General features: G+C 71.7%; 13 protein-coding genes. 9 read left to right on the forward strand and 4 right to left on the reverse strand.

Annotated features, from left to right (window positions below; genetic code table 11):
- Positions 1-63 precede the first annotated feature (63 nt).
- Both ACF089_RS17050 and argF read left to right on the forward strand, forming a co-directional pair.
- On the forward strand, positions 64-1296 hold the full coding sequence (locus ACF089_RS17050; RefSeq protein WP_392026807.1) for an arginine deiminase: 1233 nt from the start codon (positions 64-66) through the stop codon (positions 1294-1296).
- Between the two features lie 95 nt (positions 1297-1391).
- Positions 1392-2399, forward strand: a complete 1008-nt coding sequence (gene argF / locus ACF089_RS17055; RefSeq protein WP_392026808.1) for an ornithine carbamoyltransferase — start codon at positions 1392-1394, stop codon at positions 2397-2399.
- A 97-nt stretch (positions 2400-2496) separates the two neighbouring features.
- Here the strand turns inward: argF and ACF089_RS17060 are convergent, their stop codons facing one another.
- Entirely contained in the window at positions 2497-3303 is an 807-nt protein-coding gene (locus ACF089_RS17060) for a PaaX family transcriptional regulator C-terminal domain-containing protein (protein WP_392026809.1), read from the reverse strand.
- Positions 3304-3441: 138 nt separating this feature from the next.
- Here ACF089_RS17060 and ACF089_RS17065 point away from each other — a divergent pair, with 138 nt between their 5' ends.
- The 3 genes from ACF089_RS17065 (at position 3442) to ACF089_RS17075 (ending at position 5937) form a co-directional block, all read left to right on the forward strand.
- Positions 3442-3765 carry an acyl-CoA dehydrogenase family protein gene (locus ACF089_RS17065; RefSeq protein ID WP_392026811.1) on the forward strand — a complete coding sequence of 108 codons (324 nt, stop codon included), beginning with the start codon at positions 3442-3444 and terminating at the stop codon, positions 3763-3765.
- Positions 3762-4160, forward strand: a complete 399-nt coding sequence (locus ACF089_RS17070; RefSeq protein WP_392026813.1) for a RidA family protein — start codon at positions 3762-3764, stop codon at positions 4158-4160. The genes ACF089_RS17065 and ACF089_RS17070 overlap by 4 nt, the downstream gene beginning before the upstream one ends.
- A 229-nt stretch (positions 4161-4389) precedes the next feature.
- Positions 4390-5937 (forward strand): MFS transporter, encoded by a 1548-nt coding sequence (locus ACF089_RS17075; protein ID WP_392026814.1) that lies wholly within the window; start codon positions 4390-4392, stop codon positions 5935-5937.
- Positions 5938-6043: 106 nt separating this feature from the next.
- Here ACF089_RS17075 and prpB read toward each other — a convergent pair whose 3' ends face one another.
- The 3 genes from prpB to ACF089_RS17090 are packed head-to-tail and all read right to left on the reverse strand — an operon-like array spanning position 6044 to position 9189.
- Positions 6044-6946, reverse strand: a complete 903-nt coding sequence (prpB, locus tag ACF089_RS17080) for a methylisocitrate lyase (protein ID WP_392026815.1) — start codon at positions 6944-6946, stop codon at positions 6044-6046.
- Positions 6947-6955: 9 nt separating this feature from the next.
- Positions 6956-8473, reverse strand: a complete 1518-nt coding sequence (locus ACF089_RS17085) for an MmgE/PrpD family protein (protein ID WP_392026817.1) — start codon at positions 8471-8473, stop codon at positions 6956-6958.
- A complete protein-coding gene (locus tag ACF089_RS17090) occupies positions 8470-9189 on the reverse strand; it encodes a GntR family transcriptional regulator (RefSeq protein ID WP_392026819.1) in 720 nt (239 codons plus the stop codon). The genes ACF089_RS17085 and ACF089_RS17090 overlap by 4 nt, the downstream gene beginning before the upstream one ends.
- A 136-nt stretch (positions 9190-9325) precedes the next feature.
- Here ACF089_RS17090 and ACF089_RS17095 point away from each other — a divergent pair, with 136 nt between their 5' ends.
- The 4 genes from ACF089_RS17095 (at position 9326) to ACF089_RS17110 (ending at position 13908) form a co-directional block, all read left to right on the forward strand.
- Positions 9326-10336 (forward strand): Bug family tripartite tricarboxylate transporter substrate binding protein, encoded by a 1011-nt coding sequence (locus ACF089_RS17095; RefSeq protein ID WP_392026821.1) that lies wholly within the window; start codon positions 9326-9328, stop codon positions 10334-10336.
- A 67-nt stretch (positions 10337-10403) separates the two neighbouring features.
- Entirely contained in the window at positions 10404-10940 is a 537-nt protein-coding gene (locus ACF089_RS17100) for a tripartite tricarboxylate transporter TctB family protein (RefSeq protein WP_392026822.1), read from the forward strand.
- Entirely contained in the window at positions 10940-12751 is a 1812-nt protein-coding gene (locus ACF089_RS17105) for a tripartite tricarboxylate transporter permease (protein ID WP_392026823.1), read from the forward strand. Before ACF089_RS17100 ends, ACF089_RS17105 begins: the two co-directional genes overlap by 1 nt.
- Positions 12748-13908, forward strand: a complete 1161-nt coding sequence (locus ACF089_RS17110) for an MFS transporter (protein ID WP_392026824.1) — start codon at positions 12748-12750, stop codon at positions 13906-13908. Before ACF089_RS17105 ends, ACF089_RS17110 begins: the two co-directional genes overlap by 4 nt.
- Positions 13909-14020: the final 112 nt, after the last annotated feature.

Here is a 14020-nt window from a genome sequence, read left to right on the forward strand (position 1 = left end):
CCGGGGCGGGACGCTCTCGCGGTTCGCCGGGTGAAGGGCGTGCCGCGCGGTGAGGATGGGGACATGGGATTCCACGTCGACTCCGAGACCGGGCGGCTGCGCCGGGTCATACTGCACCGGCCCGATCTGGAGCTGAAGCGCCTCACGCCGACCAACAAGGACGCTCTGCTCTTCGACGATGTGCTCTGGGTGCGGCGCGCCCGGCAGGAGCACGACGGTTTCGCGGACGTCCTGCGCGACCGGGGCGTCGAGGTCCATCTCTTCGGCGATCTGCTCCGTGAGTCGCTGGAGGTCCCGGTCGCGCGAAGACTCGTGCTGGACCGGGTCTTCGACGAGAAGGAGTACGGGCCGCTCGCCACCGACCACCTCCGATCCGCCTTCGACGAACTGCCCACCGCGGATCTGGTGGAGGCGCTGGTCGGCGGGATGACCAAGCGCGAGTTCCTCGCCCGGCACCCCGAGCCGACCTCGGTCCGCTTCCATGTGATGGACCTGGACGACTTCCTGCTCGACCCGCTCCCCAATCACATCTTCACCCGCGACACCTCCGCCTGGATCTACGACGGCGTCTCCATCAACGCGATGCGCTGGCCCGCCCGGCAGCGCGAGACGGTCCACTTCGAGGCGATCTACAAGCACCATCCGCTCTTCACCGGCCCGCTCGCCGGGGAGTTCCACCACTGGTCGGAGGGGCAGGACGACTACCCCTCCACCATCGAGGGCGGCGATGTGCTGGTGATCGGGCACGGCGCGGTGCTGATCGGCATGAGCGAGCGGACCACGCCGCAGGCGGTGGAGATGCTCGCCCGGGGGCTCTTCGCGGCCGGGTCGGCGCGCACCATCGTGGCCCTGGACATGCCGAAGCGGCGGGCGTTCATGCATCTCGACACGGTGATGACGATGGTCGGCCCGGACACCTTCACCCAGTACGCGGGTCTTGGCATGCTCCGCTCGTACACGATCGAGCCCGCCGAGGGGGTGCGGGGGCTGCGGGTGAGCGACCATCCGCCGGAGCGGATGCACAGCGCGATCGCCGCCGCGCTGGGGCTGAAGGAGATCCGGGTGCTGACCCCGACCCAGGACGTGCACGCGGCGGAGCGGGAGCAGTGGGACGACGGCTGCAACGTGCTCGCCGTCGAGCCCGGCGTTGTGGTGGCCTATGAGCGTAATGTCACTACCAATACGCATCTGCGGAAGCAGGGCGTCGAGGTGATCGAGATCCCCGGGAGCGAGCTGGGCCGGGGCCGGGGCGGTCCGCGCTGCATGAGCTGTCCGGTGCAGCGGGACGCGGTCTGACCAGGGAGGGATCTCGCCTATTGCCTGTATATCGATGCGGGTGCTCGTATAGACTTCCACGGGTCACCGCATCCGCGACCGCAGGAGCAGCCACCATGGCGATACATCTCGAAGGCCGCCACTTCCTCAAGGAGCTGGATTTCACGGCCGAGGAGTTCCGCGGCCTGATCGATCTCGCCGCGCGCCTGAAGGCCGCCAAGCGGGCCGGCGCCGAGGTCCCGCTGCTGCGCGGCCGGAACATCGCGCTGATCTTCGAGAAGGCCTCGACGCGCACCCGCTGCGCCTTCGAGGTCGCCGCGGCCGACCAGGGCGCGTCGACCACGTACATCGATCCCTCCGGCTCGCACATCGGCACCAAGGAGTCCGCCAAGGACACCGCGCGGGTGCTCGGCCGGATGTTCGACGCGATCGAGTTCCGCGGTGACGCCCAGGCCACGGTCGAGGAGCTGGCGGAGTTCGCCGGGGTGCCGGTCTACAACGGCCTCACCGACGACTGGCACCCCACCCAGATGCTCGCCGACATGCTCACCATGACCGAGCACAGCGACAAGCCCCTCCAGGAGATCGCCTACGCCTACCTCGGCGACGCCCGTCTCAACATGGGCAACTCCTATCTGGTCACCGGGGCGCTGCTCGGGATGGACGTACGGATCGTCGGCCCCCGCGCGTACTGGCCGGCCGAGGAGGTCGTGGCGCGGGCCCGCGCGCTCGCCGAGGTCAGCGGCGCGCGGCTGACCCTCACCGAGGACATCGCCGAGGGCGTCCGGGGCGCGGACTTCGTCGCCACGGACGTCTGGGTGTCGATGGGGGAGCCCAAGGAGGTCTGGGACGAGCGGATCGCGGCGCTCCGCCCGTACACCGTGACCATGGACGTGCTCCGGGCCGCCGAGAACCCGGGGGTGCGGTTCCTGCACTGCCTGCCGGCCTTCCACGATCTGGGCACCAGCGTGGCGCGCGGGATCCACGAGCGGCACGGGCTGACCGAGCTGGAGGTCACGGACGAGGTCTTCGAGTCCGAGCACTCGGTGGTCTTCGACGAGGCGGAGAACCGGATGCACACCATCAAGGCGGTGCTGGTCGCGACGCTCGCCCGCGTCGGGTGAGCGCCCCGCCGGGCGGTCGCCGCCGGCCCCGCCGAGGACTCGCGGCGGGGCGGCGGCGGCCGGCCGGATCCGCCGGGCCCGTCCCGCCCGCCCCGGCTCACAGCCGGGCGAAGCGCGCCCCCGGATCCCGCAGCAGGGCGTGGAGCGCCCCGAAGACCACCGCCGAACGCCCGCCGGGCCACCCCTCGGGCAGCAGCTCCATCGGCAGCCCCGGATCCGTGTACGGCAGCCGCCGCCAGGAGTCCAGCGCGAGCAGATAGTCCCGGTACGCCTCCTCCGGCTCGGGCTCCCGCCCCGACGTCCACTCCCTCAGCACCGGCTCCTGCGCGTCCAGGAACTCCTCGTGCCGCTTGGCGATCGCGCCCAGGTCCCACCAGGCCGCCACCGCCTCCGCCGTCGCCGCGAAGCCCAGATGCTCCCCCCGGAACAGCTCCACATAGGGATCGAGCCGGAGCCGGCGCAGGGTGTGGCGGGTCTCCTCGTACAGCCGCGCCGGGGCGATCCACACCCCCGGCGCGGCCGAGCCGAAGCCCAGCCGCCCCAGCCGGGAGCGCAGCAGATGGCGCTTGCCGCGCTCCGCCTCCGGCACCGAGAAGACCGCGAGGACCCAGCCGTCGGACATCAGCGGGGTCCGCCGGTCGTAGACGCGCCGGTCGCCGTCCTCCAGCAGCTGGCGCGCGTCGGGGGAGAGGGCGTATCCGGCGGTCCCGTCCCCGGCGCGGGCGGGCTCCAGCAGCCCGCGCCGCTTCAGCCGGGACACCGCCGACCGTACGGACGGGGCGTCCACGCCCAGCGCGCCCAGCAGCCGGATGAGTTCGGCGACGGGCAGCGGCCCCGGCCGCTCGCGGCCGTACGCGCCGTAGAGGGTGACGATCAGAGAGCGGGGAGAGTGCTGGTCGGCCACGTGATCACCATAGGTCGTACGCCCGGGAATCCGGCCGCCCGCCGTGCGGCGACCGCCCCGGGACCTTCCGCGAGCGGGTGCGGGACGGCGGATCCGGAACAGACCGCACGGGGTGCCGGTCGGTGTGCGCCGGCCGCCGTGTGTACGGCGGCGACGGCCTGCGACGCGGGGGCCGCGGACGTCCCCGGGCGCTTTGCGACGGCCGAGCCCTCCGCCACCGGGACCGCGCGGTACGCGGTGGACACCGCGGTCCGGCCGCACGGCGCCCGCGCGCTGCGACGCGGTCATCCGCCGGAGCGTCTGTACCGTGAGGTGCGCGCCCCGCGGATCCACGAGGGCGCGACCGACGCGCAGCGCCCGATCATCGCCGAGCGGCTGTACGCGGAAGGGCCGCACGCCCAGGACGCCCAGAACGCCCAGAACACAGAGGACGCCATCCAGCCGGACGGGAAGGTCGTATGAGCCTGCACCGCCTCAACCCCGCCGAACTCTCACCCCCTTCCGGTTTCTCCCACGCGGTCACGGCCACCGGCTCACGGCTGGTGTTCCTCGCCGGGCAGACCGCGCTGGACATGGCGGGCGAGGTGGTCGGGGAGACGCTGCCCGAACAGTTCGAAACGGCCCTGGCCAATCTGCTCACCGCCCTCGCGGCGGCGGGCGGGGCCCCGCACGACCTGGCCCGGGTCACGGTGTACGCCGCCGATGTCGCCGACTACCGCGCCCACGCCGGTGAACTCGGCCGGATCTGGCGGCGGCTGGCGGGCCGCGACTATCCCGCGATGGCCGTCGTCGGCGTGGCCCGGCTCTGGGACGAACGGGCCCTGGTCGAACTGGACGGCACGGCCGTGCTGCCCTGACGGCCGCCCGCGCCGCTCGTACCGGGGCCGAACCCCTCGTACCGCGCCGGTATCGCTCGTACCCGGGCCGAACCCCTCGTACCGCGCCGGTATCGCTCGTACCGCGCCCGTGCCGCTCGGACCGCCGGGAGATCGACTGGTGGCCCGTTCCGCCTGGGTCTACGGTCGAAGGACGGGACGGCGGCGGACACCCTCGTCCGCCCGCCCCGACGCCTGTGTGCGAACCGCCATGACGACTCCACGACCGGACCCGGCCACCGCCCCGGTCGCCGCCCCGGCCCCGGGCGGCGGCCATGGCGTCGCACTCCTGGTCATCGCGGCCTCGCAGCTGATGGTGGTCCTCGACATCACCATCGTGAACATCGCGCTCCCGCACATCCAGACCGCGCTGGACTTCTCCACCACCAGCCTGTCGTGGGTGGTCAGCGCCTACACCCTCACCTTCGGCGGACTGCTGCTCCTGGGCGGCCGGGCCGGCGACATCCTGGGCCGCCGCCGGGTCTTCATGTTCGGCGTGGCGCTCTTCGCGATCGCGTCCCTGCTCGGCGGGCTCTCCCAGTCCTCCGGCCAGCTGCTGGCCGCGCGCGCCCTCCAGGGCGTGGGCGGCGCGATCGCCTCGCCGACCTCGCTGGCCCTGATCACCACCACCTTCAGGGAAGGGCCCGAGCGCAACCGGGCGTTCGGGGTCTTCGCCGCGGTCTCCGCGGGCGGCGGCGCGATCGGACTGCTGGCGGGCGGGGTGCTGGTCGAGTGGCTCGACTGGCGCTGGGTGTTCTTCGTCAACGTCCCCTTCGCCGCGCTGATCCTGCTGGCGACCCCGCGCCACATCGAGGAGTCCGAGCGCCACCCCGGACGCTTCGACCTGGCCGGCGCGCTCACCTCCACCCTCGGCATGGTCTCGCTCGTCTACGGCTTCATCCGGGCCGGCCAGCACGGCTGGGGCGACCGGACGACCCTCGCCTCGTTCGCCGCCGCCGCGGTGCTGCTCAGCTTCTTCGTGCTGATCGAGCGGCGCTCCCGGCAGCCGATCACGCCGCTGCACATGTTCCGCGACCGCAACCGGGCGGGCACCTACGGGATCATGCTGAGCCTGGCCGCCGCGATCTTCGGCATGTTCTTCTTCCTGACCCTGTTCGTCCAGGACGTGCTGGGCTTCAGCCCGCTGGAGGCCGGACTCGCGTTTCTGCCGGTGAGCGTCATCATCGCGCTGGGGGCCACCGTCACCTCCCGGCTGCTGCCGCGCTACGGCCCCAAGCCCTTCATGGTGAGCGGGGCGCTGCTGGCCGCCGCCGGGCTCAGCTGGCTGACCCTGACCGATGTGCACTCCACCTATCTGGGCAGCATCCTCGGGCCGATGCTGGTCTTCAGCCTGGGCATGGGCATGCAGTTCGTCTCGCTGACCCTGACGGCGCTCTCCGGGGTGGCCCGCCGGGAGTCCGGCGCGGCCTCCGGTCTGCTCGCCGCCATGCAGCAGATCGGCGGCTCGCTGGGACTGTCCATCCTGGTGACGGTGTTCGGCACGGCGAGCCGCAACTCCGCCCAGGAGGAGATCCCGAGGTTCCTGCTGCGGGCGACCCCGGCGGAGCGGCTCGAATTCCGGCGGACCGGGCTGCTGCCGCCGCCGTGGGGCGATCAGGTGCTCGCGAGCGGCATCTCGGCGGCGTTCATCGTGGCCGCGATCTTCACGGTGGTCGCGGCGGTGATCGCCCTGGTGGTCATCCAGGTCAGACCCTCCGACCTGGAACGGCTGCGGGGCGATCCCGCGCCGGACGGCTGAGCGCCGAGGCGCTCCCGGCCGCGGCGGACGCCGCGCCCGCGCCGCCGCCACCGGTCCGGACGAGGCCCGTCCGAACCCGTGACCGGCGGCACGGACTCGACGACGATCAGCTCGCGTCCAGCCGGAAGTCGAAGACGGAGGAGTCGAAGCGGTTGTACCCCTCGTAGTCCACGAGGTCGTACAGATCGCGCCGGTGCTGCATCTCGTCGAGCCGGTTCGTCAGCGAACCCTGGTCCAGCAGGGTGCTCAGACCCCGGTCCGCGGCCCCCATGGCCATCCGCAGCAGCGAGACCGGCCAGATCACGATGTTGACCCCGACGTCCCTGAGCTGGTCGACGGTGAAGAGATCGCTCTTGCCGAACTCGGTCATGTTCGCGAGCAGCGGCACATCGAGCGCGGCGCGCACCCGGGAGAACTCCTCCAGCGTCCGCAGCGCCTCCGGGAAGACCGCGTCCGCCCCGGCGTCCACCAGCCGCCGCGACCGCTCGATCGTCGCCTCCAGACCCTCGGACGCGCGCACATCGGTACGCGCCACGATGAGGAAGTCGGGGTCGCGCCGGGCGTCGACGGCCGCCCGGATCCGGCGTACGGCCGTCCCGGCGTCGACGACCTGCTTGCCGTCGAGATGGCCGCAGCGCTTCGGATTCACCTGGTCCTCGATGTGCAGACCCGCGAGACCCGCGTCCTCGAACTCCTGGACGGTGCGCGCGACGTTCATCGGCTCCCCGAACCCGGTGTCGGCGTCCACGAGCGCGGGGAGATCGGTGACCCGGGTGATCTGGCGCGTACGCCCGGCGACCTCGGTGAGCGTGGTCAGCCCGACGTCCGGAAGGCCGAGGTCGGCGCTGAGCACCGCGCCCGACACATAGACGCCGTCGAAGCCGCGGCGCTCGATCAGCCGTGCCGAGAGCGGATTGAAGGCGCCCGGCAGGCGCAGCAGTTCGCCGGAGTCCAGCCGCCGGCGAAAGGCCCGGCGCTTGTCGGTGTCGGTTCGCGTCGTGTAGAGCATCGCGTCTCCTCAGAAGATTCCGGGCCGGCCCGTGGCCGGCGCCTGCCCCGCCAGGGCGACGAAGGTCAGCTCCCGGACCTCGTCCGCCCCGAGTTCCGGCAGCCGCAGCGCCAGATCGAGGAACCGCTTCACCTCGACCTCGCCCAGCACGGGCGTCGCGAGGGTGCGGAACTTCTCGACGTAGTCCTCCCGCGCGAAGGGGCGGGCCCCGGCGGGGTGCGCGTCCGCGACGGCGATCTCGTCCTCGACGGTACGGCCGTCCTTGAGCGTCACGACGATACGGCCGCCGTACGACTGGCTGTCGCCGCCCGCGTGGTACCGGTCCGTCCACACCGGGTCCTCGACCGTGGTGATCTTCTGCCACAGCGCGACGGTGTCGGGGCGCGAGGCCCGCTCGGGGGCGTACGAGTCGACATGGTGCCAGCGCCCGTCCTGGAGGGCGACGGCGAGGATGTAGGGCAGCGAGTGGTCGAGCGTCTCGCGCGAGGCGGCCGGGTCGTACTTCTGCGGGTCGTTCGCGCCCGAGCCGATGACGTAGTGCGTGTGGTGCGAGGTGTGGACGACGATGCTCTCGACCTTGGCCGGATCCGCCGCGTCCGGGTGCTCGCGCAGCAGCTTCCGCGCCAGATCGATCCAGGCCTGGGCCTGGTACTCCGCGGAGTGCTCCTTCGTGTAGCTGAGCAGAATCGCCTCCTTGGGCTCCCCCGCGCCGGGCAGCGGCACCTCGTAACGCCCCTCCGGACCGTCGAGCAGCCAGGCGATGACGCCGTCCTCGCCCTCGTAGACCGGGGCCGGGCTGGTCTCTCCGCGCATCGCGCGGTCCACGGCCTCGACCGCCAGCTTGCCCGCGAAGCCGGGCGCGTACGCCTTCCACGACGAGATCTCGCCCTTGCGGGACTGCCGGGTCGTCGTCGTGGTGTGCAGCGCCTGGCCGATGGCCTGGTGGATCACCTCGGCGGGCAGACCGAGCAGCGTTCCGACGCCCGCCGCGGCCGACGGGCCGAGGTGCGCGATGTGGTCGATCTTGTGCCGGTGCAGGCTGATCGCGCGCACCAGGTCGATCTGCAGCTCGTACCCCGTCGCGATGCCGCGTACGAGCGCGCGCCCGTCCCGGCCGGTGTGCTGCGCGACGGCGAGGACCGGCGGGATGTTGTCGCCGGGGTGCGAGTAGTCCGCGGCGAGGAAGGTGTCGTGGTAGTCGAGTTCGCGGACGGCGACCCCGTTGGCGTACGCGGCCCACTCGGGGCTCGTGCGCGTGCCCGGCGCCAGTCCGAGGACCGTCGCCCCCGCGCCGCCGTGGCTCGGCGGGTGCGAGAGCGCCTGGGCGCGCGCCGACGACGGGGCCGAGCGGCCTATGGAGGCGGCCGCCACGGCGGCGTTGTCGATGAATCGATTGACGATCATCTCGACGACGGGCTCGGTGACCTCGACCGGGTCCGTCGCCACCTGCGCCATCTTCCAGGCCAGCTGCTCCTCGCGGGGGAGGTTCTCCTCACTGCGGTGGGATCGGACGAGATGGTTCTTCATCGGGGCGACTCCGTTGCTGTGGTCGGGCGGGGTCCCTCGGGCGCGTCCCGCTCGGCGGGGCGCCAGGACTGCCGGAAGTGTTCGACGCTGTTGTGCAGATGGACGTGCGTGGCGTGGAGGGCGAGCGCCGCGTCGCCGCGGGCGATGGCCCGCGCGATCAGCGAGTGCTCGGAGGCGGAGGCCTCCAGCCGGGCCCGGGAGTGCCCGGCCATCCTGCGCACCCGGGCGACATGGGTCCGCAGGTTCTCGATCGCGTCGGAGAGGAAGGAGTTGTCCGTGGCCGCGCCGATCGCGCTGTCGAAGCGGCGGATGAGCGTGAAGTAGTCGCTCACCTGCTCCTCGGAGACGGCGGGGCCCCGGAAGAGGCCGTGCCACCGGGTGAACTCGTCCCCGAACGAGGCGAAGACGGCGGGTTCGCCGCGGACGGCGGCGAGCTGGGCGGCCTGGGACTCCAGGCAGGCGCGCAGTTCGAAGAGGCTGCGCAGATCGTGGTGGTCGATCTGGGTGACCACGAGGCCCCGTTTTCCCGACGGCTCGACGAGCCCCTCCGCGCCGAGCCGGCGCAGGGCCTCGCGTACCGGAGTGCGGGAGACCCCGAGACGTTCCGACTGTTCGACTTCTAACAGAGGCGCGCCGGGGGCCAGGGAGCCATCGAGTATTTCCGACCGCAGTTGCTCGTAGGCCCGTTCCGCGGCTGTGGGAGAAGTGGTCGACATAGGCGGAGTGTATACATGAGTTGGCCTCTCGGTCACGAGATCACCTTGTATCCGTACAGACTCTTGTGGGCACCCCCTGGTCTGTATACATTCCGTCTCCCAAAGACACTCCGTCCTCAGAGACAAGGCCGTCTCCATGAAGATCACCCGCATCGTCGCTGCCTCAGCGGCCGCTGTCCTTGCCCTCAGCGCATGCGGCAGCGGCAACGACTCCTCCTCGGGCGACAAGCCCAAGGGGGGCAAGCAGCTTCAGACGCTCGACCGGATCGAGATCATCGCCCCCGCCGCGCCCGGCAGCGGCTGGGACCAGGCCGCCCGCGCGGTGCAGGACTCGCTCAGATCCGCCAAGCTCGCGAAGTCGCCCGAGGTCAAGAACGTCCCCGGCGCCTCGGGCACCGTCGCTCTCGCCCAGGTCGCGCCCCAGAAGGGCAAGAAGGACCTGTGGATAGCCTCGGGTCTGGCCATGATGAGCGGTGTCATCAGCAACGGCACCGACGTCACTCTCGACGACCTCACCCCGCTCGCCCGTCTCATGGGCGAGTACGAGGTCATCGTCACGCCCAAGGACTCGCCCTACAAGTCGGTCGAGGACCTCTTCAAGGCGATCAAGAAGGACCCCAAGTCGGTCTCGATCGCGGGCGGCTCCGCCGGCAGCGCCGACCACATCTTCATCGGACTGCTCGCCGAGCACTACGGCGTCAAGCCCGCCGACGTCAACTACGTCCCGTACAGCGGCGGCGGCGAGGCCACCACGGCGATCCTCGGCGGCAAGGTCCAGGCGGGCGTCTCGGGCCTCAGCGAGTTCTCCGCGCAGATCAAGGAGGGCACGATGAACGGCCTCCTCGTGTCGTCGCCGCAGCCCGTCGACGGGGTCGAGTTCGCCCAGACCGCCGCCGACGTCGACAAGTCCCTCGAATTCCAGAACTGGCGCTCGATGATGGCCCCGGGCGGGATGGACGAGGCGCTCAAGACCCAGCAGGTCGAGGCGCTCAAGAAGATGCACGCCTCGCAGGGCTGGAAGGACACCCTCCAGAAGAACGCCTGGAACGACAACTTCATCGCCGGCGACGAGTTCGCGACCTGGCTGAAGGAGGAGAACACCCGGGTCAAGGGGGTTCTCGACGGCCTCGGCCTCTCCAAGAAGTGAACTGAAACCCGTTGTGGGCGCCCGCCGTACGCGGGCGCCCACCGCCCGGCGTGAGAAAGGCACACCCATGAGCACCCACCCGACACCGCCCGAACCCGCCTCTCCCGGGCCCCGCGACCACCGAGGCGTGGCGCTGGGCGAGTGGGGCGTGACGGCCGGACTCCTCACCATCGGGGTGGTCACGCTGCTCGACGGCCTGGGACAGGCCACCTCGACGTCCGCGTCGGGAGTCGGAGCCGGCTTCATGCCCAAAGTGGTCGGCGTCCTGCTCATCACGCTCTCCCTGGCGCTCGGCGTGCAGGTGGCGCGCGGCAGACGCGGAGAGGCCGATGAGGCGGAGGGCGACGTCGACGTCCGCAGCACCCGGTGGGTCCCCCTCGCCGTCTGCGCGGGCGCGGTGCTGATCTTCATCGCCGGAGTCGACACCCTCGGCTACGTCATCGTCTCCGCGCTGGCGTTCTGGCTCACGGCCTGGGCCTGCGGGGCCCGGAGCCACCTCAAGTCCGCCGCGATCGCGGTCGTCCTGTCGATCGTGGTCTATCTCGTCTTCACGCGCGCCCTCGGCATCTCGCTGGCCGCCGGTGTCCTGGAAGGGGTCCTCTGATGTCGGGCTGGGAAGGACTTCTGCACGGGCTCTCGCTCGCGATCACCCCCGAGAACCTGCTCTTCGCGCTGATCGGCACCGTCGTCGGCACGCTCATCGGCGTACTGCCCGGCATCGGCCCGGCGCTCACCATCGCCCTGCTCCTGCCGATGACCTACGGGCTGGAGCCGGCCGGCGCGTTCATCATGTTCGCCGGCATCTACTACGGCGCCATGTACGGCGGATCGACCACGGCGATCCTGCTGAAGACCCCCGGTGAGTCCGGTTCGGTCATCACCGCCATCGACGGCAACAAGATGGCCCGCAAGGGCCGGGGCGCCGCCGCCCTGGCCACCGCCGCCATCGGATCGTTCATCGCGGGCACCATCGCCACCCTGCTGCTGGCGTTCTTCGCGCCCTGGATGGTCAAGGTGGCGATCCAGCTCGGCGCCCAGGACTACTTCGCGCTCATGGTGGTCGCCTTCCTCACCGTCAGCGCCCTCGTCGGCAGCTCACCGCTGCGCGGACTCGTCTCGATGGCGCTCGGTCTGACCGTCGGACTCGTCGGACTCGACTTCCAGAGCGGCCAGCAGCGGCTGACCTTCGAACAGGTCGCCCTCCTCGACGGCATCGACACGGTCGTGCTCATCGTCGCGCTCTTCGCGCTGGGCGAGGTGCTGTACGTCGCCGCCCACCAGACGTCGAGCCGCTTCGACATCATGCCCGTCCGCAAGGGCAAGCACTGGATGACGCGCGACGACTGGCGGCGCGCCTGGCGGCCCTGGCTGCGCGGCACCTCCATCGGCTTCCCGCTCGGCGTCATCCCCGCCGGCGGCTCCGAGATACCGACCTTCCTCTCGTACACCCTCGAACGGAAGCTGTCGAAGCGCCCGAAGGAGTTCGGACAGGGCGCGATCGAGGGAGTGGCGGGACCGGAGGCGGCGAACAACGCCAACGCCGCCGGCACCCTCGTCCCCCTGCTGACCCTCGGCATCCCGACCTCCGCGACGGCGGCCGTCATCCTCGTCGCCTTCCAGCAGTACGGCATCCAGCCCGGCCCGCAGCTGCTGGACACCCAGTCGGCGCTGGTCTGGGGACTCATCGCCAGCCTGCTCATCGCGAACGTCATCCTGCTCGGTCTGAATCTGCCGCTCATCGGCCTCTGGGTGAAGATCCTCAAGATCCCGAAGCCCTATCTCTTCGCCGGGATCATGGTCTTCGCGCTGCTCGGCACCTACGCCGTGAACGGCAGCGCGTTCGATGTCGGAGTACTGCTCTTCTTCGGCGTCGCGGGCTATCTCATGCGCCGGTTCGGCTTCCCCGTCTCTCCGATGATCGTGGGCGCGATTCTCGGCCCCCTCGCGGAGGTCCAGCTGCGCCGGGCGCTCGACATCGCCGGCGGCGACATCTCGACCCTCGTGTCGACGCCGTTCACGATCGTCGTGTACCTGACGCTGGCCGTCGTCCTCCTCGGAGGGTTTCTGCTGCGCAGGTCGGCGGCGAACGGCGCGACGGGCGGATCCGGGCCCGCCGACCCGGCCGGCGGGGCGGGCCACGACGGTACGCCCGGCGGGTCCGGGCACGGCGAGTCCCCGGCCGGGACGGGTCAGGACTCCGCCGGGACCGGCCGGGACGACTCCCTCGTGGGGGCGGGCGCCGAACGGTCCGCCGCCGGGGCGGGGTCGGAACGGGGCGGGAACGGGACGGGCCCGGACGACCGGGCGCGCGCCGGGACCGGCCGCGACAGCGGTGGCGACAGCGGTGGCGACACCCGGGGTGACGGTCACCGTGACGACGGGGTCTCCGGCGTCCGGGAGCCCTCGGACCGTTGAAATCCCCCGCCGCCCTCCTCTGCCACGCGTTCCTCCTCCAGCTCGCCGCGTACATCGTCCGGCCCACGTCGGCCTATCGCGCGATCGAGCTGGGGGTGGATCCGGAGCTGGTGGGCCTGATCGCCGCGAGCTTCGCCCTCATACCGCTCGTCGTCGCCGTGTCCGTCGGCCGCTGGAACGACCGCGGACATGTGCTGCCGAGCCTTCTCATCGGCGGCGCGCTGATGACCGGGGCGGGCCTGGGGATCCATCTGTGGTCGGGGAGCCTGGCGAGTCTGCTGATCTGGAACGCCGTCGTCGGTCTCGGGCATCTGCTCGCGATCGTCGGCCAGCAGACGCTCGTGGCCGAGCTGGGGCGGGAACGGCTGGACTCCGCCTTCGGCACGTACACCTTCGTGGGATCCCTGGGCCAGGCGGCGGCCCCGCTGGTGCTGTCGGTCGTCGGGGGGAGCGCGGTCCTCCCGGACACCGGGCTCCTCTTCGTCATCTACACCGTCACCTGCGCGGTCCTGCTCGCCGTGACCGGTCTGCTGCCGTCGGCGCGGAAGGCGGACCGCCGCCCCGGCGACGGGGGTACCCTGCGGTCCGCCCTCCGCGTGCCCCGGGCGACCCGGCGCACCATGACGGGGGCCATGCTGCTCAGCATGCTCGTACTGGCGGCGGTCGACCTGATCCAGGTCTATCTCCCCGCCCTCGGGGTGGAACGGGAGATCCCGTCCGCGACCATCGGTGTGCTGCTCGCCGTGCGGGCTGCCGCGACGATGGCCTCCCGACTGGGCCTGGCACGGCTGACCGCCCGGGTCGGACGGAACCGGCTCGCCCATCTCTCCACGATCGCCGCCGGTCTGGCCGTGGCCGCCCTCGCCCTTCCGGGACCGGTGGCGGTCGCGGGGATCCTTCTCGCCGTCGCCGGATTCGCCCTCGGGATCGGCCAGCCCCTCTCGATGACGATCGTGACCGCGGCGGCCCCCGCCGGCACCACCTCCACCTGGCTCGCCCTGCGACTGAGCGGCAATCGCGTCGGCCAGTCGGTGATCCCGGCCGTCCTCAGCGCGTTCACGGCCAGCATCGGGACGAGCGGGATCTTCGTGATCACGGGAATCGGACTCCTGGGCACGGCGGCCACGGCCCGGATCCTGATCGCCGACGATCCCTGAGCGATCGCGGGGGTACGGGGCGGGGCCCGGGAGCGAAGTCGCCGGAGAGGTCACGCAGACGCCGCCGCACCCCCGGCCAGCCCGTTTCCGGCGGGTCGGAAGGAGTGCGGCG

The sequence above is a fragment of the Streptomyces sp. NPDC014894 genome, assembly GCF_043080985.1.
GTDB lineage: Bacteria > Actinomycetota > Actinomycetes > Streptomycetales > Streptomycetaceae > Streptomyces.